The organism is Streptomyces sp. NBC_00887 (assembly GCF_045207585.1).
In genome coordinates this window covers 7,521,964-7,542,659 of the sequence record NZ_CP108788.1, presented here as the reverse complement: position 1 = coordinate 7,542,659, position 20,696 = coordinate 7,521,964, and the positions used below count along the sequence as shown (strand labels likewise).

19 protein-coding genes and 1 pseudogene are annotated in these 20,696 nt (G+C 70.4%); 13 read left to right on the top strand and 7 right to left on the bottom strand.

Annotation, left to right across the window (positions count from 1 at the left end; all coding sequences use genetic code 11):
• Positions 1-101 precede the first annotated feature (101 nt).
• Positions 102-497, top strand: a complete 396-nt coding sequence (locus tag OG844_RS34365; protein ID WP_406395643.1) for a hypothetical protein — start codon at positions 102-104, stop codon at positions 495-497.
• An 86-nt stretch (positions 498-583) separates the two neighbouring features.
• On the opposite strand, the gene OG844_RS34360 is transcribed toward OG844_RS34365, so the two are convergent.
• Positions 584-1,078, bottom strand: a complete 495-nt coding sequence (locus OG844_RS34360) for a DUF3145 domain-containing protein (RefSeq protein WP_351168275.1) — start codon at positions 1,076-1,078, stop codon at positions 584-586.
• A gap of 361 nt (positions 1,079-1,439) precedes the next feature.
• Between OG844_RS34360 and OG844_RS34355 the strand changes: the two genes are divergently transcribed.
• The 3 genes from OG844_RS34355 (at position 1,440) to OG844_RS34345 (ending at position 5,403) form a co-directional block, all read left to right on the top strand.
• Positions 1,440-2,351: an SGNH/GDSL hydrolase family protein gene (locus tag OG844_RS34355; protein WP_406395641.1), complete on the top strand. Its 912-nt coding sequence runs from the start codon at positions 1,440-1,442 to the stop codon at positions 2,349-2,351.
• 11 nt (positions 2,352-2,362) lie between these two features.
• Positions 2,363-3,355: an aldose epimerase family protein gene (locus OG844_RS34350; RefSeq protein ID WP_406395639.1), complete on the top strand. Its 993-nt coding sequence runs from the start codon at positions 2,363-2,365 to the stop codon at positions 3,353-3,355.
• Positions 3,356-3,480: 125 nt separating this feature from the next.
• Positions 3,481-5,403 carry a flavin monoamine oxidase family protein gene (locus OG844_RS34345; RefSeq protein ID WP_406395637.1) on the top strand — a complete coding sequence of 641 codons (1,923 nt, stop codon included), beginning with the start codon at positions 3,481-3,483 and terminating at the stop codon, positions 5,401-5,403.
• Positions 5,404-5,418: 15 nt separating this feature from the next.
• Here the strand turns inward: OG844_RS34345 and OG844_RS34340 are convergent, their stop codons facing one another.
• On the bottom strand, positions 5,419-6,027 hold the full coding sequence (locus tag OG844_RS34340) for a LysE family translocator (protein WP_406395635.1): 609 nt from the start codon (positions 6,025-6,027) through the stop codon (positions 5,419-5,421).
• Between the two features lie 13 nt (positions 6,028-6,040).
• Positions 6,041-6,823, bottom strand: coding sequence for an EI24 domain-containing protein (locus OG844_RS34335; RefSeq protein WP_406395633.1), 783 nt, complete (start codon positions 6,821-6,823; stop codon positions 6,041-6,043).
• Between the two features lie 111 nt (positions 6,824-6,934).
• Here OG844_RS34335 and OG844_RS34330 point away from each other — a divergent pair, with 111 nt between their 5' ends.
• The 6 genes from OG844_RS34330 (at position 6,935) to mmsB (ending at position 14,099) form a co-directional block, all read left to right on the top strand.
• Positions 6,935-8,089 (top strand): mandelate racemase/muconate lactonizing enzyme family protein, encoded by a 1,155-nt coding sequence (locus tag OG844_RS34330; protein ID WP_406395631.1) that lies wholly within the window; start codon positions 6,935-6,937, stop codon positions 8,087-8,089.
• The gene (locus OG844_RS34325) at positions 8,086-9,105 is read left to right on the top strand and encodes a zinc-binding dehydrogenase (protein WP_406395629.1); all 1,020 of its coding nucleotides are present in this window, start codon (positions 8,086-8,088) and stop codon (positions 9,103-9,105) included. The genes OG844_RS34330 and OG844_RS34325 overlap by 4 nt, the downstream gene beginning before the upstream one ends.
• A 91-nt stretch (positions 9,106-9,196) precedes the next feature.
• The gene (locus OG844_RS34320; RefSeq protein ID WP_406395627.1) at positions 9,197-10,186 is read left to right on the top strand and encodes a hypothetical protein; all 990 of its coding nucleotides are present in this window, start codon (positions 9,197-9,199) and stop codon (positions 10,184-10,186) included.
• A 2-nt stretch (positions 10,187-10,188) separates the two neighbouring features.
• A complete protein-coding gene (gene chvE / locus OG844_RS34315; protein ID WP_356414538.1) occupies positions 10,189-11,295 on the top strand; it encodes a multiple monosaccharide ABC transporter substrate-binding protein in 1,107 nt (368 codons plus the stop codon).
• A gap of 35 nt (positions 11,296-11,330) precedes the next feature.
• Entirely contained in the window at positions 11,331-12,851 is a 1,521-nt protein-coding gene (gene mmsA / locus OG844_RS34310) for a multiple monosaccharide ABC transporter ATP-binding protein (protein ID WP_351168349.1), read from the top strand.
• A 6-nt stretch (positions 12,852-12,857) separates the two neighbouring features.
• Positions 12,858-14,099, top strand: coding sequence for a multiple monosaccharide ABC transporter permease (mmsB, locus tag OG844_RS34305; RefSeq protein WP_384606739.1), 1,242 nt, complete (start codon positions 12,858-12,860; stop codon positions 14,097-14,099).
• Positions 14,100-14,222: 123 nt separating this feature from the next.
• Here the strand turns inward: mmsB and OG844_RS34300 are convergent, their stop codons facing one another.
• The 3 genes and pseudogenes from OG844_RS34300 to OG844_RS34290 all read right to left on the bottom strand — a co-directional run bounded on the left by OG844_RS34300 (position 14,223) and on the right by OG844_RS34290 (position 17,495).
• Positions 14,223-15,740 carry an alpha-N-arabinofuranosidase gene (locus OG844_RS34300; protein ID WP_406395624.1) on the bottom strand — a complete coding sequence of 506 codons (1,518 nt, stop codon included), beginning with the start codon at positions 15,738-15,740 and terminating at the stop codon, positions 14,223-14,225.
• 234 nt (positions 15,741-15,974) lie between these two features.
• A pseudogene (locus OG844_RS34295) lies at positions 15,975-16,442 on the bottom strand (organic hydroperoxide resistance protein).
• Positions 16,443-16,466: 24 nt separating this feature from the next.
• On the bottom strand, positions 16,467-17,495 hold the full coding sequence (locus OG844_RS34290; protein ID WP_406395622.1) for an NADP-dependent oxidoreductase: 1,029 nt from the start codon (positions 17,493-17,495) through the stop codon (positions 16,467-16,469).
• Positions 17,496-17,609: 114 nt separating this feature from the next.
• On the opposite strand from OG844_RS34290, the gene OG844_RS34285 reads away from it, so the two are divergent.
• A complete protein-coding gene (locus OG844_RS34285) occupies positions 17,610-18,092 on the top strand; it encodes a MarR family winged helix-turn-helix transcriptional regulator (protein WP_406395620.1) in 483 nt (160 codons plus the stop codon).
• Between the two features lie 36 nt (positions 18,093-18,128).
• Here the strand turns inward: OG844_RS34285 and OG844_RS34280 are convergent, their stop codons facing one another.
• Complete coding sequence (locus OG844_RS34280) at positions 18,129-18,824, bottom strand: hypothetical protein (protein ID WP_406395618.1); 696 nt, start codon at positions 18,822-18,824, stop codon at positions 18,129-18,131.
• 123 nt (positions 18,825-18,947) lie between these two features.
• On the opposite strand from OG844_RS34280, the gene OG844_RS34275 reads away from it, so the two are divergent.
• Together OG844_RS34275 and OG844_RS34270 are read left to right on the top strand one after the other, a co-directional pair.
• Complete coding sequence (locus tag OG844_RS34275; protein ID WP_406395617.1) at positions 18,948-19,520, top strand: hypothetical protein; 573 nt, start codon at positions 18,948-18,950, stop codon at positions 19,518-19,520.
• Positions 19,521-19,652: 132 nt separating this feature from the next.
• Entirely contained in the window at positions 19,653-20,690 is a 1,038-nt protein-coding gene (locus OG844_RS34270) for a rod shape-determining protein (protein WP_329211342.1), read from the top strand.
• Positions 20,691-20,696: the final 6 nt, after the last annotated feature.

Sequence of the window (20,696 nt, the reverse complement as noted above, 5' to 3'; positions counted from 1 at the left end):
GTACCCGGCGGGCCCGGACATGACGAACGCACTCGTCACGGAGGTACGTGGCGGCCTGATCCCCGCTTCCACGTTCGAGACGCGCGGCGTAGCACGCGGACGTGGCGTCCATGCCGACCCTCAACCGTTCGACGCTCCGTGTGGGTGACGCACTGGTGCGCATGCATCGGAACCGGTGGGCGCCCACGCACCGGGGGCGCTCCCTGCACATGACGTATCTGGGCGACGCGTACCGGCTCACGGCGATCGACCGCCGGGCGTACGACCTGTTCCGGCAGCCCGACTCCGACGACCCCGGCGCCGTCATCAGGGTGCGGCAGTCGGGCATCGGGAGCGGCAGGAAGGTGACCGTGCGGGCGACGGGCCGGGTCCTGCCCGGCGACGTCTCCCTGGCGGCTGTCTTCTCCGGAGTCGACCGGTCCGTGCTGACGCGGCGCGGAGCCGTACGGGCCGGCCTCTCGAGGATCTTCGGCTTCTGGGCCGAGTCCCAGGCCTGAGCGGGGCGGGCTCGGCCCCGGGCCGGCACCGGGAGGACAAACGTTTCAGCCAGGCCTGTCCCGGGGCAGGCCTGGCCGGGGCGCGGTCACACCACCTGGTGGAGCCAGCGGACGGGCGCGCCCTCGCCGGCGTGGCGGAAGGACTCCAGCTCGTCGTCCCAGGGCTTGCCCAGGAGCTTGGCGACCTCCGCCTCCAGATCCGTCTCGCCGCTCACGGACCTGGCCAGCGCGGCCCGCAGCCGGTCCTCGGGGATCAGGATGTCGCCGTGCATTCCGGTGACCGCGTGGAAGATGCCGAGGCCGGGCGTGGAGCTGTAGCGCTCGCCCTCCGCCGTGGGGCACGGCTCCGCCGTCACCTCGAAGCGGAGCAGGTCCCAGCCACGGAGTGCCGAGGCGAGCTCGGACGCGGTGCCGGCTCTGCCCTTCCAGGAGAATTCGGACCGCCAGGTACCGGGGGCGGCCGGCTGTCTGATCCAGTCGAGCTGGACCCGCACACCGAGTACGCCCGCCACCGCCCATTCGATGTGCGGGCACAGCGCGCGCGGTGCGGAGTGAACGTACAGGACTCCACGTGTCGTCACCGGGACCTCCAGTGTGGGACGAGGTTCGCCTTCCCCAGCGGCCTCGCGCCCGTACCGCCTCTTCCCGGCCGGTTCCCGAGGTTGTCAACAGTAAACAGCATCGGGAGTGAATCTCCTGAAAAGGGACAGTATGTGACGTGAGATAACTTACCGGAGCTGCCCGTCTCGCATGCGGGCCGGCAAGGCGTCACTGGTTCGACGGGGAAAAGCTACCGTGCGCCGGGGCCGGGCGTGTGACGTACCGTCGGTCCCGGCCCATGATTCCCCCAGCATTCACCCGCGAGGGCGCGCGGGCCCGCCACCTGGGGCTGTGGGTTGTGCCAGGGGCACAATCACCCGTGTGACCGGAGGGGAGACTGGGATGCCTGAGTGTTCGTCACGCCGTCGTGTCCGCGGTGCCGCCGCCGCGCTGACGGCTCTTTCGTTCCTCGGTGCCGTGCTGACGGGCTGCACCGGTGGTTCGTCCGCGACCACGAAGGGCGCGGCCAGGCCGCAGAGCCCGTCCCCCTCGCCGGTACGGGTGTGGGATGTGAGCCCGGCGTCCATCGCCGCCGTGGGGGACTCCATCACCCGGGGCTTCGACGCCTGCTCGGTGTTCGCCGACTGCCCGGAGGTGTCGTGGGCGACCGGCACGGACGACGGGGTCAACAGTCTCGCGGTACGGCTGCTCGGCGCGGCGAAGGCGCCTTCGCACAGCTGGAACCATGCCGTGTCGGGAGCCCGGATGGCCCAGCTGCCGGAGCAGATGGCGCTGGCCTCGAAGGAGAGGCCGGACCTGGTGACGGTGATGATCGGCGCCAATGACGCCTGCCGGGACTCGGTACGGCTCATGACCCCGGTGGCGGACTTCCGGGCCTCGTTCGAGGCGTCGATGCGGCAGTTGCGCGGTGCGGCGCCGAAGTCCCAGGTGTACGTGTCGAGCGTGCCGGACCTCAAACGGCTCTGGTCGACCGGGCGCGGCAACGCGCTGGGCAAGCAGATCTGGAAGCTCGGGATCTGCCGGTCGATGCTGGGCGACGCGGACGACATGGGCACGGCGGCCGTCGCGCGGCGCGACGCGGTGCAGGATCGGGTCGTCGCGTACAACGAGGTCCTGAGGGATGTCTGCGCGAAGGACCTGCGCTGCCGGTACGACGGCGGGGCGGTGTTCGACTACCGGTTCACCGGCGAGCAGCTCAGCCGGTGGGACTGGTTCCACCCCGGCCGTGACGGCCAGGCCAGGCTGGCCGAGATCGCCTACCGCAATGTCACTGCGGCCGGACCCCCCGCGTAAAGTTTGTGATCATGACGACGGGTACAGCGGCACACGGCGAAGACTTCTCCACCCTCGCGGACGGCACCGCCGTACGGCGCTGGACCCTGGAGCGGGACGGCACCCGGGTCCGTGTGCTGACGTACGGCGCCGTCGTGCAGTCGGTGGAGGTGCCCGGCCGGGACGGCACCCGGGCCGGGGTGGCACTCGGGCTGCCGGACGTCGCGGACTACGAGAAGTACACCGGGCCCTACTTCGGCGCCCTGGTCGGGCGGTACGCGAACCGGATCGGGGGCGCCGCCTTCGTGCTCGACGGGCAGACGCACCGGGTGACGCCGAACGAGGGCCGCAACCACGTGCACGGCGGGACCCGCGGCTTCGACAAGCGGGTGTGGGACGCCGAGGAGGTACCGGGCGGCGTGCGGCTCTCCCTGGTCGCCGAGGACGGCGAGGAGGGCTTCCCGGGCCGGCTGGCGGTTTCGGTGACGTACACCCTGGACGAGGGCGGGGCACTGCGGATCGCCTACCGGGCGACGACCGACGCGCCGACCGTGGTGAACCTGACGAATCACACGTACTGGAACCTGGCCGGCGCGGACAGCGGGAGCGCGCTCGGGCACGAACTGCGGCTCGCGGCCGGGCGGATCACGCCCTCGGACGCCGAGTCCATTCCGACGGGCGAGTTCGCTCCGGTGGACGGGACCCGGTTCGACTTCCGGGAGGCGAAGCCGGTGGGCCCGGGGTACGACACCAACTACGTGCTCGACGAGACCGGTGCGGAGCCGGTCGCCGAGCTGTACGACGCCGGCTCGGGAAGGCTGCTGACGGTCCGTACGACGGAGCCGGGTCTGCAGCTGTACACCGCCGACCACTTCGAGGGGCGTCCGTTCGTGGCGTGCGCCGGGATCGCGCTGGAGACCCAGCACTTCCCCGACTCCCCCAACCGTCCGGAGTTCCCGAGCACGGTGCTGCGGCCGGGCGAGGAGTTCGCATCCACGACGGTGTACGGCTTCTCTGTGCGCTGACACCCGGCTCACACCGTGATGACCTGCGTCAACACCGATTCGACAAGATCACCGGCGGGTGAATCGGGGCCGTGGGGGCGCGTCCGCGACTCCCCCGGACCGCCTCACGCAGCAGGGTGATCACCATGACGTTACCCACTGCTGATTCCTCTCCCGTCCTGCCTTCCCGCCGCTCCCTGATCGCGGGCGCCACCGCCGGCGCCGCGGCCCTCGCCGTGACCGCCGCGGCCCCGTCCGCGGGTGCCGCGGCGCCGCGGGCGACAGCCGCCGCGCCCGGATCCGACCGGGAGGCCTGCCTCACCGTCGCCCGCGCCATCCTCGTACGGGACGAGAACGACCGTGACCTGGTGCCTGGTTATCGTGAGGTCCTGCTGGGGAAGGGTCTGCCCCGCACCGCGGCCGCGCGTAAGAAGGTCCTGGTCATCGGCGCGGGACCGGCCGGGCTCACCGCGGCGCGGCTGCTCCACGAGGCCGGTCACACGGTCACCGTGATCGAGGCCAACGGCAACCGCGTCGGCGGCCGCATCAAGACCTTCCGGACGGGCGGCCACGAGAACGCGGAGCAGCCCTTCGCCGATCCGAAGCAGTACGCCGAGGCCGGCGCGATGCGCATCCCGGACAGCCACCCGCTGGTCACCGGACTGATGGCCGCCCTCGGGCTGAAGACCCGCCGCTTCCACCTGGTCGACGTGGGCGGCGAGGGGCGGCCCGCCAACCGCACGTGGATCCATGTCAACGGTGTCCGGGTCCGTCGCGCCGACTACGCGGCGAAGCCGCAGGCGGTCAACAGGTCGTTCGGTGTGCCCGCGGCGTACGAGAGCACGCCCGCCTCGCAGATCGTCCGGGACGCGTTCGCTCCTGTACGCGAGGAGATCGAGGGCAAGGAGGGCAGTGCCCTGGTCGAGGGCTGGGCGACGGTGCTCCAGCGGTACGGGCACTTCTCGATGTTCCGGTACCTGACCGAGGTGGCCAAGCTCGACGAGCGCACCGTCGACCTCATCGGCACGGTCGAGAACATGACCTCGCGCCTCCACCTCGCCTTCCTGCACAGCTTCATCGGGGCCTCGCTGATCAGCCCGGCCACCTCGTTCTTCGAGCTGCCCGACGGCACCGCCACGCTGGCCGACGCCATGTACGCGAAGGTCGAGGACCTGGTCCACCTGGACCGCCGGGCCACCCGGATCAGCCGCACCGAGGACGGCGTGAGCGTCGAGACGGTCTCGGAGGGCCGGGGCGGTCCCGTCGTCCGGGAGACCTTCACCGGCGACCGGGCGATCGTCACGGTGCCCTTCTCCGGGCTGCGGCACATCCCGGTCACGCCCGCGCTCTCCTACGGCAAGCGGCGCGCGATCACCGAGGTCCACTACGACGCGGCGACCAAGGTGCTCCTCGAATTCAGCCGCCGCTGGTGGGAGTTCGACGAGTCGGACTGGAGGCGGGAGCTGGAGACGGTCCGCCCCGGCCTGTACGACGACTACCGGCTGGGCAGGGCGCCGGCCGACGGTTCGCTGCTGGGCGCCCACCCGTCCGTGCCCGCCGGCCACATCCCGCCCGACCAGCGGGTGCACTACGCGGCCTGCCGGGCAACCGCACGCAACCAGCCCGAGGCGGCGCACGTCATCGGCGGCGGCTCGGTGACCGACAACGCCAACCGCTTCATGTACCAGCCCTCGCACCCCGTGGAGGGCAGCGACGGCGGGGTCCTGCTCGCCTCGTACAGCTGGGCCGACGACGCCCTGAAGTGGGACTCGCTGGACGACGACGAGCGCTACCCGCGCACGCTGGGAGGAGTCCAGGACGTGTACGGGCAGCGCATCGAGGTCTTCTACACGGGCATGGGACGCACCCAGTCATGGATGCGCGACCCGTACGCGTACGGCGAGGCCTCGGTACTCCTGCCCGGCCAGCACACCGAGCTGTTCCCCGATGTGCGCACCCCGGAGGGGCCGCTGCACTTCGCGGGCTGCCACACGTCCATCAAGCCCGCCTGGATCGAGGGCGCACTGGAGTCGGCCGTCAGGACCGCCCTGGAGGTCCATGGCGGCTGACCCGCCGGGAACGGCTCAGCGGGCCAGGCCCAGGGTGACGCCGAGGCCGACCAGGACCGAGCCGATCGTGCGGTTCAGGGCCTTCTGGCGGCGCAGCATCGCGGTGCGCAGGTGTGAGTGGGAGAAGAACAGTGCCACCAGACCGAACCACCCGAGGTGGGCGAGCGACATGAACAGCCCGTAGCCCGCCTGCTGCCACAGGGCCGTGTCCGGCCCGACGACCTGGGTGAAGGTGGACACGACGAAGAGCGTGGTCTTGGGGTTCAGCACATTGGTGAGGAAGCCGGTGCGCAGGGCCCCGAGTCCGCTCAGGCTTCGCTTCTCGCCCAGGTCGACGGTGAGGTCGCCGCGGTCCAGGAAGGTGCGGACGCCGATGTAGACGAGGTAGGCGGCACCTGCCAGCTTGATCGCGGTGAACAGGGCGGTGGACGAGGCGATCAGCAGGCCGACGCCGAGCATGGTGTACGTGACGTGGACCAGGACGCCCGCGGCGACTCCGGTGGCCGCGAGCAGGCCGGTCGGACGGCCGTAGAGGTAACTGTTGCGGACGACCATCGCGAAGTCCGCGCCCGGGCTGATGACCGCGAGCACGGTGATGAGGGCGACGGCAACGATCTCGGTCATGGCCGGTTGCTCCTCAGTTCTTGTGAAGGGTGTACGGCGACGGGGCGGGGTCCTGGGCGGGGGGCACCGTGAGGTCGCGGGCCAGCAGCGTGGCCCCGGCGACGGCTCCGGGCATCAGGAGGACGGCGACGAACGGGACCAGGAAGGACAGTGCGAGCGGGACACCGAAGCCGAGCACCAGCATGCGACGCCCGCGCAGCATCGCGAGCCGGTCCTTCAGGACCATGCCGCGGCGCTGGAGTGCCACGGCGGTGAGCTCCTGGGCGAGGAAGTACCCGGTGACGCAGAACCCCAGGGCGGGGACCACGGTCTGCCCGATGACCGGGATGAATCCGAGGGCGAAGAGCAGCACCCCGTACAGCGCGACGCGCAGCAGGATGCGGACGGAGTCGCAGGCGGAGATCCACAGCTCGCGCCAGAGCGGCAGCCCGGACTCGGGCACCTCGCCGCCCTCGCTGCGGTCGACCTCCTCGGAGAGCGACTCGTAGAACGGCTGGCCGACCAGGAGCGTCACCGCGGTGAAGGTGATGACCGCCAGGAACAGTCCGAGGACGAAGACCAGGACGACCAGGGTGTTGCGCAGCAGCCCCAGCCACGGCGAGGACCAGTCGTCGGCGAAGGGGGTGGCCCAGGCGACGAGGTCGTCGCCGCCGTAGCCGAGTCCGACGAGTGCGCCCGCGTACACGACAAGGGTGACGAGGCCGGGCAGCAGACCGAATCCGAACCACCGGCCGTGCCCGAAGGCCCAGCGCTGTCCCTTTATCAAGTAGCCGAAACCCGCCCCGAGATCACTCATACGCGTCAGCGTACTTGCGCGAACCATTGACACTGGCCCGGGCCCGTCATTACCGTCACGCCAGCATTTCGAACGAGTGACGAAATACCGAACAGTCGAGAGGTAACAGCCGTGCGTATCACCGGAATCAGCACGCATGTCGTCGGCACGCCCTGGCGCAACCTCACCTATGTCCAGGTTCACACCGATGAGGGGCTCACCGGTGTCGGCGAGACGCGGATGCTGGGGCGCACGGATGCGCTGCTCGGTTATCTGCGCGAGGCCTCGGCCAATCACATCACCGGGTCCGATCCTTTCGCGGTGGAGGACCTCGTGCGCCGCATGAAGTACGGCGACTTCGGGCGGGCCGGGGAGATCGTGATGTCCGGCATCGCGGTCATCGAGATGGCGTGCTGGGACATCAAGGGCAAGGCCCTCGGGGTCCCGGTCTGGCAGCTGCTCGGCGGGAAGGTCACCGACCGGGTCAAGGCGTACGCGAACGGCTGGTACACCACCGAGCGCACCCCCGAGGCGTACCACGAAGCGGCCCAGGCGGTCGTCGAGCGCGGCTACCGCGCCCTGAAGATCGACCCCTTCGGTACGGGGCACTTCGAGCTCGGCCAGGAGGAGACCCGGTACGCGGTGTCCCTGATCGAGGCCGTACGGGACGCCATCGGGCCCGACACCGAGCTGATGCTCGAGATGCACGGGAGGTTCAGCCCGTCGACGGCGGTGCGGATCGCCCATGAGATGGCGCCCTTCGAGCCCGCCTGGCTGGAGGAGCCGGTGCCGCCGGAGAACCTCAAGGCGCTGAGCAAGGTGGCGGAGAAGGTCGATCTGCCGATCGCGACCGGTGAGCGCATCCACGACCGGACCGAGTTCCGTGAGCTCTTCGAGTCGCAGGCCGTCGACATCATCCAGCCCGACGTGGGCCACATCGGCGGCATCCTGGAGGCCCGCAAGCTCGCCGCGACCGCCGAGACCCACTACACGCTGATCGCCCCGCACAACGTGGGCGGCTCCGTACTGACGGCGGCCAGCCTCCAACTGGCCGGCTGCACACCCAACTTCAAGATCCTCGAGCACTTCAACGACTTCGCGGACGCCGACATCAAGAAGGTCGTCAAGGGCGCACCGCACGTCGATCCCGCCACGGGCTGTTTCGAACTCTCCCACGCCCCCGGGCTCGGCGTGGAGCTGGATGTGGACGCCGCTGCCGAATTCCCGCAGCAGCAGGCGCGGTTCGACCTGTGGGCGGACGGCTGGGAGAAGAGGCAGCCGAAGTGACCCCGCTCTCGCGCTCGTTGACCATCGAGCGGCCCGGCAGCCACCGGCTCTCCGAGGGGCCCGTCCTGGAGCCGGGCCCCGGCGAGGTCCGGGTGCGGGTCGCCGCGGCCGGAATCTGCATGAGCGACCGCGAGGTGTACGACGGCCACCGGGACCCGGCCTATGTGCGCTATCCGGTCGTGCCCGGTCACGAATGGTCGGGGACCGTCGACGCGGTGGGCGAGGGTGTCGATCCCGCGCTGCTCGAGCGGCGCACGGTCGCCGAGGGCTTCCGGTCCTGCGGGCGCTGCGAGCGGTGCCGGTACGGGGAGACCTCCCTGTGCACGGAGGGGTACGACGAGACGGGGTTCACCCGGCCCGGCGCGTTCGCCGACCATGTGGTGGTCCCGGCCCGGCTGCTGCACCTGCTCTCCGACGACGCCGATCTGCGGGCCGCGGCTCTGCTGGAGCCCGCCGCGGTGATCGCGGCGGCGGTGCGGGCCGGGGATCCCGAGCCCGGTGAGCGAATCGCGGTACTGGGGGCGGGGACGCTGGGGCTGCTCGCGGTCCAACTGCTGGCGGCGGTGTCGCCCTCGGAGTTGACCGTGATCGACCCGCGGGAGGAACGGGCTTCCCTGGCGCTGGACTTCGGGGCGGGCGAGGCCCGCACTCCGAAGGAGGCGGAGGAGGTGCGGGGCCGCTACGACCTGGTCGTGGAGACCGCCGGCGCCCCGTCCACCGCTGCCGACGCGTGCCTGCTCGCACGGCGCGGCGGGCGGGTGGTGCTCACCGGTATGTTCGCCCCGGGGGCCGTGGGCATCGATCCGGTGCACCTCTCGCTGAGCCAGCTCACCGTGCGCAGTGTCTTCGGGGCGCCGTCGGCCGCCTGGTCGTACGCGGTGCGGGCGTTCACGGCCGGGCTTCTCGATCCGGCGCCGCTGATCACCCATGAGTTCCCGCTGGAGCGGTTCGCCGAGGCGGTGGCGCTGGTCGGCGCCGGGGGTCCGGAGACCGGGAAGGTACTGCTGCGCCCGTGACGGTTCCGCCTCTGGACGCCCCGAACCCGCGCGTACCGGCACACTCCATGATCCGAACTTCGTCCGAAACACCGAACATGAAGGACCAGTCGTGAACGACGTCTCAGTCTCTTCCCCTGGTGCCATCGGCCCGCGCCGTCCCGGCGACGCCGTACTCACCGCGCTCGGACTCGGCGCCGCGCCCCTGTCCCCCGCCGACGCCTCTCCCCACTCCTTCCCCGACGGCGGGAGCTGGCGCACCGAGGTGCCGTCCGTGGAGGGGCCGGAGGCCCTCGGTGTCGTCCTGAAGGAGTCCGCCCGTCTCGGCGTCCCCGTGCACCGCATCAGTCAGGGCAGCGGCATCTGGATGCTGACGGACGCGGAGATCACCGAGATGGTGGAGGGCTGCGCCGAACGCGACATCGAGCTCTGCCTGTTCACCGGTCCGCGAGGCACCTGGGACACCGGCGCCTCGGTCCGTACCGACTCCGGCGGCGCCGGGCTGCGCTCCCGGGGCCACGACGCCCTGGCCGGCTGTGTCGAGGACGCCCTGCGCGCCACCGGGCTGGGAGTCACCTGCCTGCTCGTGGCCGACGAGGGGGTCCTGTGGACCTTGCACCGGATGCGTGAGCAGGGCCTCCTGCCCGCCGACACCACGTTCAAGGTGTCTGCCCTGATCGGACCGGTGAATCCCGCCTCGTACGCCGTGTTCGAGCAGCTCGGCGCGGACTCGATCAACATTCCGTCCGACCTGTCGCTCGCCCAGTTCACCGAGATCCGCCGGGTCTCCCGGGCCCCGATGGACCTCTACATCGAGGCACCGGACGACCTCGGCGGCTACGTGCGGATGTACGAGGCGGCCGAGCTGGTACGCCGCGGCGCCCCCATCTACCTGAAGTTCGGCCTCTCCAGGACCCCCGGCATCTACCCCTACGGCCATCAGCTGCGCGACGTCGCACTGAACTCCGCCCGCGAGCGCGTCCGGCGCGGCCGCCTCGCCCTCGATCTGCTGGCCCGGCACGGCGCCGACGGCGACATGTCGCCGCTCGGCTCCCGCCTTCCCGGCCGGCTCAACCGGTTCCCTCTCACCCCGAAGGACTGACCATGCGCACCACACGAGCCGCAGCTGCAGCAACCGTCATCGCACTCTCCCTCGCTCTCGCCGCCTGCGGGCAGAGCGGCGAGGGCGGCAGCAAGGAGGAGAAGAAGGGCGGCGAGGGATCCACCGTCGGCATCGCGATGCCGACCAAGTCCTCCGAGCGCTGGATAGCCGACGGCAAGAACATGGCCGCCGAGTTCAAGAAGCTCGGCTACAAGACCGATCTGCAGTACGGCGAGGACGACGTCGACCAGCAGGTCTCGCAGATCGAGAACATGATCACCAAGGGTGTGGACGTCCTGGTGGTCGCGGCCATCGACGGCCGCGCGCTGGGTGACGTGCTGCGCCAGGCGGGAGAGCAGGGCGTCAAGGTCATCTCCTACGACCGGCTGATCCTCGGCACCGAGGACATCGCGTACTACGCCTCCTTCGACAACGAGAAGGTCGGCGAGCTGCAGGCCGGGTACATCATCGAGAAGCTCGGACTGAAGGACGGCAGCGCGAAGGGCCCCTTCAACGTCGAGCTGTTCGCCGGGTCGCCGGACGACAACAACACCCGGTACTTCTTCCAGGGCGCCTGGAAGACCCTCAAGCCGTACATCGACAAGAAGCAGATCGTCGTCCGCTCCAAGCAGACGAAGCTCGACCAGGTCACCACCCTGCGCTGGGACGGCGGCACCGCCCAGAAGCGCATGGACGACCTGCTCACCAGCGCGTACTCCTCGGCCCAGGTGGACGCGGTGCTCTCGCCGTACGACGGCATCTCGATCGGCATCATCTCCGCGCTCAAGTCGGACGGTTACGGCACGAAGGCCAAGCCCTACCCGGTGGTCACCGGACAGGACGCCGAGGTCGCCTCGGTGAAGTCGATCATCGCGGGCCAGCAGACGCAGACCGTCTACAAGGACACCCGGGCGCTCGCCAAGCAGGCCGTGCAGATGGCGGACGCCGTGCTGAACGACAAGAAGCCCGAGGTCAACGACACCACCACGTACAACAACGAGAAGAAGGTCGTGCCGTCCTTCCTGCTCGACCCGGTGAGCGTCGACAAGACCAACTACCAGGCCGAGCTGGTGGACTCGGGCTACATCAAGGAGAGCGACCTCAAGTGAGCGGGCCAACGGGCGGCAGCGGACCCGTCCTTCAGATGCGGTCCATCGTCAAGACCTTCCCCGGGGTCAGGGCCCTCTCCGATGTCTCGCTGACCGTCGCCGAGGGCGAGGTGCACGCGATCTGCGGGGAGAACGGGGCCGGCAAGTCGACCCTGATGAAGGTCCTCAGCGGCGTGCACCCGCACGGCAGTTACGAGGGGGACATCCTCTTCCGCGGCGAGCCCTGCGCCTTCAAGGACATCCGGGCCAGCGAGGCGCGCGGCATCGTGATCATCCACCAGGAACTCGCCCTGGTGCCGTACCTCTCCATCGCCGAGAACCTCTTCCTCGGCAACGAGCACGCGCGCCGCGGCGTCATCGACTGGAACGAGACGCTCCGGCACGCGGCGGCGCTGCTGAAGCGGGTCGGTCTGGACGAGCACCCGCAGACGCGGGTCGCCGACCTCGGGGTCGGCAAGCAGCAGCTCGTGGAGATCGCGAAGGCGCTGGCCAAGGAGGTGCGGCTGCTGATCCTGGACGAGCCGACCGCCGCGCTCAACGACTCGGACAGCGAACGGCTCATCCGGCTGATCAAGGAGCTGAAGGGCCAGGGCATCACCTCGATCATCATCTCGCACAAACTGGGCGAGATCGCCGCCGTGGCCGACTCGGTGACCGTCATCCGGGACGGCCGCACGGTCGAGACCCTGGACGTGGCGGCGGAGTCGACCACCGAGGACCGGATCATCCGCGGCATGGTCGGGCGCGATCTCGACCACCGCTTCCCGCCCCGTTCTCCGTACGAGGGCGAGTCCGGGGCCCACCCCGCCCTGGAGATACGCGACTGGACGGTGCACCACCCCATCGACCAGCACCGCAAGGTCGTCGACGGTGTCTCCGTGGAGGTCCGGCGCGGCGAGATCGTCGGGATCGCCGGACTGATGGGCGCCGGCCGGACCGAGCTCGCGATGAGCGTCTTCGGCCGGTCCTACGGCCGCGGCATCAGCGGCCGGGTCCTGAAGGACGGCCGGGAGATCCGCACCCGTACGGTTCCCGAGGCCATCAAGCACGGCATCGCGTACGTCACCGAGGACCGCAAGCAGTACGGCCTCAACCTCATCGACACCATCGGCCGCAACATCAGCCTCAGCGCCCTGGGGAAGGTGGGGCGGCGCGGCATCGTCGACGAGCACGAGGAGACCCGGGTCGCCGAGTCGTACCGCACCTCGATGAACATCAAGGCCCCGACCGTCTTCGAGCAGGTGGGCCGGCTCTCCGGCGGCAACCAGCAGAAGGTCGTCCTCAGCAAGTGGATCTTCGCGGGTCCCGATGTGCTGATCCTGGACGAGCCGACCCGGGGCATCGACGTCGGCGCGAAGTTCGAGATCTACACCGTCATCGACAAGCTCGCCGCCGAAGGGCGGGCGGTCGTCCTCATCTCCTCGGAACTGCCTGAACTGCTCGGCATGTGCGACCGCATCTACACGATGTCCGCAGGCCGGCTCACCGGGGAGGTCCCGCGTGCGGAGGCCACCCAGGAGGTTCTGATGCGCCACATGACCAGCGACAAGAGGTAACGGAACATGTCCACGGCCACCACCGAAACACCGAAGAGCCCGGGGCCGTCCCGGCCCGGGTCCGGTTCCGCGTCGTCCACGCGCGCACTGCTCCTGGACGCCGCCCGGCGCAACATGCGCCAGTACGGCATGCTCATCGCGCTCGGCCTGATCGTCGCGCTGTTCGGGATATGGACCGACGGCGTCCTGCTCAGGCCGAACAACGTCACCAACCTGGTCCTCCAGAACAGCTACATCCTGGTCCTGGCCATCGGCATGATGATCGTGATCATCGCCGGCCACATCGACCTGTCCGTCGGCTCCCTGGCGGCCTTCGTGTCGGCGGCCTGCGCCGTGATGATGGTCGAGCACGATGTGCCGTGGGTCCTCGCCCTGGTCCTCGCGCTCCTCCTGGGAGCCGTCGCGGGCGCGTGGCAGGGCTTCTGGATCGCGTACGTGGGCATCCCGTCGTTCATCGTGACGCTCGCCGGGATGCTGCTCTTCCGCGGCGGCACCCAGATCCTGCTCGGCAGCCGCTCCATCGGACCGTTCCCCGAAGGCTTCCAGAAGATATCCACCGGATACCTGCCGGAGCTCGGCCCGGAGACCAACTACCACAACCTGACGCTGGTCCTCGGGTTCATCGTGCTGGCCGTGGCGCTGCTCCAGGAGGTCCGCGACCGCAACCGGCAGAAGGAGTACGCGCTCGAGGTCCTGCCCCGCAACATCTTCCTGGCCAAGTGCGTCGCCATCGCGGCGGCCGTCCTGGCGTTCACCATGACGCTGGCCAGCTACCGCGGTGTCCCGGTCGTCCTGCTGCTGCTCGCCGTGCTGCTCATCGGCTTCGGATACCTCATGCGCAACGCGGTCATCGGCCGCCATGTGTACGCGCTCGGCGGCAACCAGGCTGCGGCAAAGCTCTCCGGGGTCAAGGACAAGCGGGTCATCTTCCTGGTCTTCGTCAACATGGGCGTCCTGGCCGCGCTGGCCGGAGTCGTCTACGCGGCCCGGCTGAACGCGGGCGTCCCGCAGGCAGGCACCAACTTCGAACTGGAGGCCATCGCCGCCGCGTTCATCGGCGGCGCCTCGATGAGCGGCGGCGTCGGCACGGTCTTCGGCGCGGTCATCGGCGGCCTGGTCCTCGGCGTACTGAACAACGGCATGTCCCTGGTGGGCATCGGTACTGACTACCAGCAGGTGATCAAGGGCTTCGTACTGCTGGCCGCGGTCGGCTTCGACGTCTGGAACAAGCGCAAGGTCGGCTCGTAGCACCCTCCTTCGAGAGGGAGTTGCCTCGTGAACCGCACCGGCGGACGCGCAGGCGCCGTGTCCCGGTGACACGTACCGCCGCACCTGGAGCGGCGCCCCGCTGCGGGGCGCCGCTCCTTGCTGTCAGGCCAGCCGGATCATGTTCCAGGACATCGGTTCCAGGGTGGCCCTGAGCGTGCCGCCGGCGAGCACGGTGCCTTCGGCGGCGTGCGGGGCGACCCGCTCGGGCTCGGCGAGGGTGTTGCGGGCCTCCGGGTCCGCGTCGGCGACGACCAGGTGCTCGGCGACCTGCTCCAGGCCCAGTCCCGCCAGGGCCACTTCGAGCGGCAGGGCGGTGTCCTGGCTGCGGTTGACCGCGAAGACGGTGACCGCCCCGGAGCCGGGGTCGCGCACGGCGGTGGCGTGCAGCAGATCCGCCTCGCCGTACTTCGCCGTCGCGTACGTGGGTGAGTCCACCCGTACGTCCAGGACCTGGCCCCGTCCGTGCCGCGCGGCCTGGGCGAAGGGGAAGAAGGTCGTCTGGCGCCAGGCGGGACCGCCGGGCTCGGTCATGATCGGAGCGATCACGTTGACCAGCTGGGCGAGGCAGGCGACGGTGACCCGGTCGGCGTGGCGCAGCAGCGCGATGAGGAGGCTGCCGAGGACGACTGCGTCCGTGACGCTGTAGTTGTCCTCCAGCAGCCGCGGGGCCTCGGGCCAGTCGAGCGGGTTCTCCGCCGCGTCCTGCTGGAAGCGGGCCATGTACCAGACGTTCCACTCGTCGAAGGAGAGATTGATCTTCTTCGTCGACTTGAGGCGGGCACCGATGTGGTCGCAGGTGGCGACGACGCTCTCGATGAAGGACTCCATGTCCACGGCCGAGGCGAGGAAGGAGCCGCGGTCGCCGTCGGTCTCCTCGTAGTAGGCGTGCAGGGAGACGTAGTCGACGAGGTCGTACGTCTCGGCCAGCACCGTCGCCTCCCATGCCGCGAACGTCGGCATGGAGCGGCTGGAGGAGCCGCAGGCGACGAGTTCGACGGACGGGTCGATCTGGCGCATCGCGCGGGCCGTCTCGGCCGCGAGGCGCCCGTACTCCTCCGCGGTCTTGTGGCCGGTCTGCCAGGGGCCGTCCATCTCGTTGCCCAGGCACCACAGTTTGATCCCGAAGGGGTCCTTGTCGCCGTGCGCGATGCGTCGGTCGGACAGTTCGGTGCCGGACGGGTGGTTGGCGTACTCCTGGAGCTGGATGGCTTCCTGGACGCCGCGGGTGCCGAGGTTGACGGCGAGCATAGGCTCGGCCTGCGGGCCGACCTTCCGGAGGAAGCCGATGTACTCGGAGAGTCCGAAGCGGTTCGTCTCGGTGGAGCGCCAGGCCAGATCGAGGCGGCGGGGCCGCTCGTCGACGGGGCCGACGCTGTCCTCCCAGAGGTAGCCGGACACGAAGTTGCCGCCCGGGTACCGGATGGCGGTGACGCCGAGCTCGCGGACGAGGTCCAGGACGTCGGTGCGCAGCCCGGCCCCGTCCGCGGACGGGTGGCCCGGCTCGTGGATGCCGTCGTAGACGCAGCGGCCGAGGTGTTCGACGAAGGATCCGAAGAGCCGGGGGTCGACCTCGCCGACGGTGAAGGCGGGGTCGAGGGTGAAGCGCGCGGTGCGGGTCATGACTTCCTCACGGGTCGACCGGTCTTGTTCGATATATCGAATGGTGCTCGTAACTTCGAACGGACCGTAGGGTCCACGCTCCGTGAAGGTCAATGCTCTTGCGCGTTTCCACGGCCGGACACGGCCGGACACGGCCGGACAGCCGGACACGGCCGGGGCGGACGACCCCCGTCAACGGCCGAGGGCCGCACCCCTTCACGGGATGCGGCCCTCGGTCGTACGTGCGGTACCTGGTCAGGCGACGGACAGCTCGACCTTGATGTTGCCGCGGGTGGCGTTCGAGTACGGGCACACCTGGTGCGCCTTCTCGACGAGCGACTGGGCGGTGACCCGGTCGACGTCCGGATGGAGGCGGTGATCGCCACCTCCAGGCCGAATCCGCCGGCTGCGGTCCTGCCGACGGAGACCGACGCGGTCACCGTCGAGCCGGTGATGTCCGCCATCTCCTTGCGGGCGACCACGCCTGGCGCTCCCTGGAAGCAGGCGCTGTAGCCGGCCGCGAAGAGCTGCTCGGGGTCGGTGCCCGCGCTGCTGCCGCCCATCGCCGGCGGGTTGACGACGACGTCGAGGTTGCCGTCGTCGGAGGAGACGCGGCCGTCACGGCCGTTTTCCGCGGGTGGCGACAGCGGTGTTGGCCACGTCTATGTGCTCATGGTCATGCCCCGGGGAATCCCTTGTCGATGCGCCGCGACTCGCACCCACGGACCGCGGCGACCTGCACCGAGACTAACGGGTGGTGTCGAGCGAGACGATCATCTTGCCGGTGTTCTCGCCGCGCAGGAGGCCGAGGAACGCGTCGAAGCCGTTCTCGATGCCCTCGACCTTCGTCTCGTTGTACTTGAGCTCACCGGAGGCGAGCCAGCCGGCGACCTCCTGGACGAACTGCGGCTGGAGCGCGGCGTGATCGCCGACGAGGATGCCCTGCAGGCGCAGCCGCTTGCCGATGACGAGGGCGAGGTTGCGCGGGGCGGGGGTGGGCTCGGTGGCGTTGTACTGCGCGATCATTCCGCAGATGGTGGCGCGGCCGTGCACGTTGAACGAGGAGAGCGCGGCCTCCAGGTGCTCGCCGCCGACGTTGTCGAAGTAGACGTCGATGCCGTCCGGGGCGGCCTCGCGGAGCTGGTCCCTGACGGGGCCGTTCTTGTAGTTGAAGGCCGCGTCGAAGCCGTACTCCTCGACGAGGAGCTTGACCTTCTCGTCGGAGCCGGCCGAACCGATGACCCGGGAGGCGCCCTTGATCTTCGCCATCTGGCCGACCTGGCTGCCGACCGCACCGGCGGCGCCGGAGACGAACACGGCGTCGCCCTCCTTGAAGGAGGCGACCTCGAACAGGCCCGCGTAGGCGGTGAGCCCAGGCATGCCGAGCACGCCGAGGTAGGCGGAGAGCGGGGCGAGCGAGGCGTCGACCTTCACCGCGTGCCTGGCCGGGACCGAGGCGTACTCACGCCAGCCGAGGCCGTGCAGGACGTGGTCGCCGACCGCGAATCCCTCAGCCTCGGAGGCGATGACCTCGCCGACCGCGCCGCCGTCCATCGGGTGGTCGAGCTTGAAGGGCGGGGTGTACGACTTCACGTCGTTCATCCGGCCCCGCATGTAGGGGTCGACCGAGAAGTGCAGGTTGCGGACGAGGACGCGGCCCTCACCGGGAGCAGTCACCGGCGCCTCGCGCAGCGCGAAGTCCTTGGCCTCGGGCCAGCCGTGCGGGCGGGCGACAAGGTGCCATTCACGACTGGTCGTGGGAAGTGCTGCAGACATGGCTCGGGTTCTCCTCGGCGCTCACGGGACGGGAAGCAGAAAATGCTTCATGACATGAAACAACCATGCGCCCAGATATTTCACCTTGTCAAGTAATTGCGTATCCTGGACGTCATGGCCACCTCACGTACGGATCCTCTGACCCTCGAAGTCATCGAGCTCATCGGTGGCGTCGTGGCGCGCTACCACGAGGAGTACGACAGGGCCGCGGCGACACACACGCTGACCGGTGCGCAGGCCAGGGTCCTCGGGCTCCTCTCCCTCCAGCCGATGCCCATGCGCAGGATCGCCCAGAAACTCAAGTGCGAACCGTCGAACATCACGGGCATCGTCGACCGTCTGGAGCTCCGCGGCCTGGTGGAGCGCCGCCCCGACCCGTCCGACCGGCGGGTGAAGCTGGCCGCCCCGACGGAGGACGGCATCCGGACGGCGAGGCAGCTGCGGGACGCGCTCGACTTCGCCAGGGAACCGCTCGCCGAGCTGTCGGACGCGGAGCGGTCGGTGCTGCGGGACCTGCTGCGCCGGATGCTCGGGACGGACGCGGACGCGGACACGGGCTCGGACGCGACCGGGGACTCCGGGGCCGCGGCCCTGTAGTGCTTCGTCAGGGCCTGGCGCGAGGCCTGCGGTGCCTCAGGTGCAGAACCACAGCCACCGGGTGCACGTCTCGGACGGTGACGGGGTGGGGGCGGCGTCCTTCGTGGGTTCCGGCTGCGCCGGGCCGGATGTCGGCTCCCCGGGACTCGACGGATCGGCCGGCGCCTCGGTGTCGTCCGGATCCGGGGGCGACGGGGAGGGCGGGGTGTCCGCCGGAGCGGAGGCCGACGCGGACTTCTCCGGTGAGGGGGAGCCGCTCGGTTCCTCGCCGGCTCCGTCGCTGTGGGAGTCACCGGCCGGGATCACGGGGGAGCTGTCCACCGGCGCCGCGTCGCCGGGCACCTCGCTCGCCCGCAGTTCCGGGACGGAGTCGACCGCGGCGGTCGTCGACTCGCTCACGTAGTCGGCGGCGCCGTCGTCGCCGTCCGGTTCGATGGCCAGCTCGGCCAGGCTCAGCGCGCCGACGGCGAGCACGACGCCGATCCCGGTCAGCAGGATCCCGCGGCCGCGGCGGCGGCGTGCACGACGGCCACGCCCTTGGGCGGCGGCGACGCGGGTACGGCGGCGGTGCCCTCCGGACCCGTAGGTCTCGAGGGTTTCGCCCGGCTGTTCCGGCTCGTGACCGGAGTGGAGCGGGTCGGCGTAGGGGGCCGGCGCGTCGGCGGGTGTTCCGCAACCGGCGCAGGCCAGGGCGCCGTTGAGGTGCCGTCGGCACGGGTGGCAGTAATCCATGGCGCCCGCAGACTAGACGCGCGAGGAACAACGGAGGAAGCCGCTCAGGTGAGGATCCTGTGTGGAAGCTCTGATTCCGAAGCGCGCCGCCCGATACGCGTGAGACGCGGCAGGATGGGCGCCATGACCGCTCCCGCCCCGTTCGGGCCGCTCCAGTTCCAGCTCGTCCTGCTGCGCCGGATGGCCGATCACCAGCCGGATCTGGTGGAGGACGCCCGCCATGAGCTGAGCGCCTCGCTCGCCGACATGCGGGAGGCGAACCGGCGCTGGCAGGCCATGCTCCGCGCCCCCCGCGGCCGGGGCGCGCTGCGCCGCTACCGCTCGGTGCTCGGCGAGCCCGAGAGCTCGGTACGCCGCAAGGTCGGAGACCTGGAGTGCGACGCGATGTTCTGGCCGCTGCCCCTCTGGCCTGATCTGCGGTTCGAGGTGATGGCGGGTCCCGGCGGGGCCGTATGGAACGAATGGCTGGTCCGGGCCCCTGGGGCGGCCGGGCCCGAGCTGCGCACGACCGGGGACCTGCGCCCCTGGTCGTGCACCGTGGACGAGGTGGCCCGCGCCTTCGCTCCGGTCCGTCCGATGGAGGGCAGCGCACCGACCCGGTGGGCCCTCGCCGTCACCGACCCCGTCGACCACCGGCCGTACGTCGCCGAGTTCACCTGGGGCCTGTTCCAACGGCTGCTCCCCGGCCTCGCCTGAGGTCTGGCGACCCGTCAGCACCGGGTCCCCCCTACGGCTCACCCAGCGCGCGCGGCGCCCTCCCCGGCGCGACGATGCCAGGAGAGCCGGCTGCCGCCGGTACCCCCGTCAGCGCTCTCGGGAGAACCTGCCGTGACCGTCAGTCTTGAGCAGTTGCGCCGTTGCCATGTCGCCGTCGACCTCGGGGCCGCGAGGACCCGCGTGTACATCAAGGGAGTGGGTCTCGTCGTCGACGAGCCCAGTGTCGCCGCCGTGAACACCCGTACCGGATCCCTCATCGCCGTCGGCGCCCTCGCCGAACAGATGACCGGCCGTACGCCCGCGTACATCCGGGTGGTCCGCCCGGTCTCCGGCGGGACCGTCGTCGACATCGAGATGGCCCAGCGCATGCTGCGCCACCTCCTCGGCGAGAAGCTCCGCCGCCAGCTGCGCCGCAAGCCGCGGCTGCGCGCGGCCGCCTGCACCCCGCACGACGCCGATCCGCTGGCCCAGAGAGCCACCGTCGAGACCCTCGTCGGGCTCGGTGCGCGCCGGGTGGAGCTGGTCGACACCCTGATCGCGGCGGCCGTCGGCTGCGGGCTGCCGGTGGAACAGCCCACCGCCACCATGATCATTGTGTGCGGGGCGGCGACCACCCAGATCGCGGTGCTCTCGCTCGGCTCGATCGTGACGGCCGTACGCATCCCGATCGGCGGCGAGGCCATCGACCACGCGGTGATCCAGCACCTGCGCCAGTACCACGAGCTGATGCTGCCCAGCCAGTCCGTGCGGCCCCTGCAGGTGGCGCTCAGCGGCAACGGTCTGACCCTGAACGGCCCGGAGACGACGGAGATCCACGGCCGTGACGTGGCCACCGGCCTGGCCCGATCGGTGCAGGTCGACACCGCCGCCGTACGCAAGGCGATCCACGCCCCGCTCACCGCCGTGCTCGACGGCCTGGGCAAGGTGCTGCGCGACTGCCCGCCCGATCTCGTGGCGGACATCGCGGACTCCGGGATCATGATGGTCGGCGGCAGCGCCCTTCTTCCCGGGCTCGACCAGATGCTGCGCGACGCCACCGGGGTGCCCGTGCACATCGCCGAGCGGCCCGATGTGTGCTCCGTGCTCGGCCTCGGCGCCATGCTGGACGGCAAGGTCCAGCCGCTGGTCCTCAGCCCGCTCGTCGGCTGAGCGCCG

What these genes read in the sequence shown, in the direction of transcription:
- OG844_RS34355 (WP_406395641.1), top strand. Translation starts at nt 1,440, where the DNA reads ATGCCTGAGTGTTCGTCACGCCGTCGTGTCCGCGGTGCCGCCGCCGCG.
- OG844_RS34350 (WP_406395639.1), top strand. Translation starts at nt 2,363, where the DNA reads ATGACGACGGGTACAGCGGCACACGGCGAAGACTTCTCCACCCTCGCG.
- OG844_RS34345 (WP_406395637.1), top strand. Translation starts at nt 3,481, where the DNA reads ATGACGTTACCCACTGCTGATTCCTCTCCCGTCCTGCCTTCCCGCCGC.
- OG844_RS34340 (WP_406395635.1), bottom strand. Translation starts at nt 6,027, where the DNA reads ATGACCGAGATCGTTGCCGTCGCCCTCATCACCGTGCTCGCGGTCATC.
- OG844_RS34335 (WP_406395633.1), bottom strand. Translation starts at nt 6,823, where the DNA reads ATGAGTGATCTCGGGGCGGGTTTCGGCTACTTGATAAAGGGACAGCGC.
- chvE (WP_356414538.1), top strand. Translation starts at nt 10,189, where the DNA reads ATGCGCACCACACGAGCCGCAGCTGCAGCAACCGTCATCGCACTCTCC.
- mmsA (WP_351168349.1), top strand. Translation starts at nt 11,331, where the DNA reads ATGCGGTCCATCGTCAAGACCTTCCCCGGGGTCAGGGCCCTCTCCGAT.
- mmsB (WP_384606739.1), top strand. Translation starts at nt 12,858, where the DNA reads ATGTCCACGGCCACCACCGAAACACCGAAGAGCCCGGGGCCGTCCCGG.
- OG844_RS34300 (WP_406395624.1), bottom strand. Translation starts at nt 15,740, where the DNA reads ATGACCCGCACCGCGCGCTTCACCCTCGACCCCGCCTTCACCGTCGGC.
- OG844_RS34290 (WP_406395622.1), bottom strand. Translation starts at nt 17,495, where the DNA reads ATGTCTGCAGCACTTCCCACGACCAGTCGTGAATGGCACCTTGTCGCC.
- OG844_RS34285 (WP_406395620.1), top strand. Translation starts at nt 17,610, where the DNA reads ATGGCCACCTCACGTACGGATCCTCTGACCCTCGAAGTCATCGAGCTC.
- OG844_RS34280 (WP_406395618.1), bottom strand. Translation starts at nt 18,824, where the DNA reads ATGGATTACTGCCACCCGTGCCGACGGCACCTCAACGGCGCCCTGGCC.
- OG844_RS34275 (WP_406395617.1), top strand. Translation starts at nt 18,948, where the DNA reads ATGACCGCTCCCGCCCCGTTCGGGCCGCTCCAGTTCCAGCTCGTCCTG.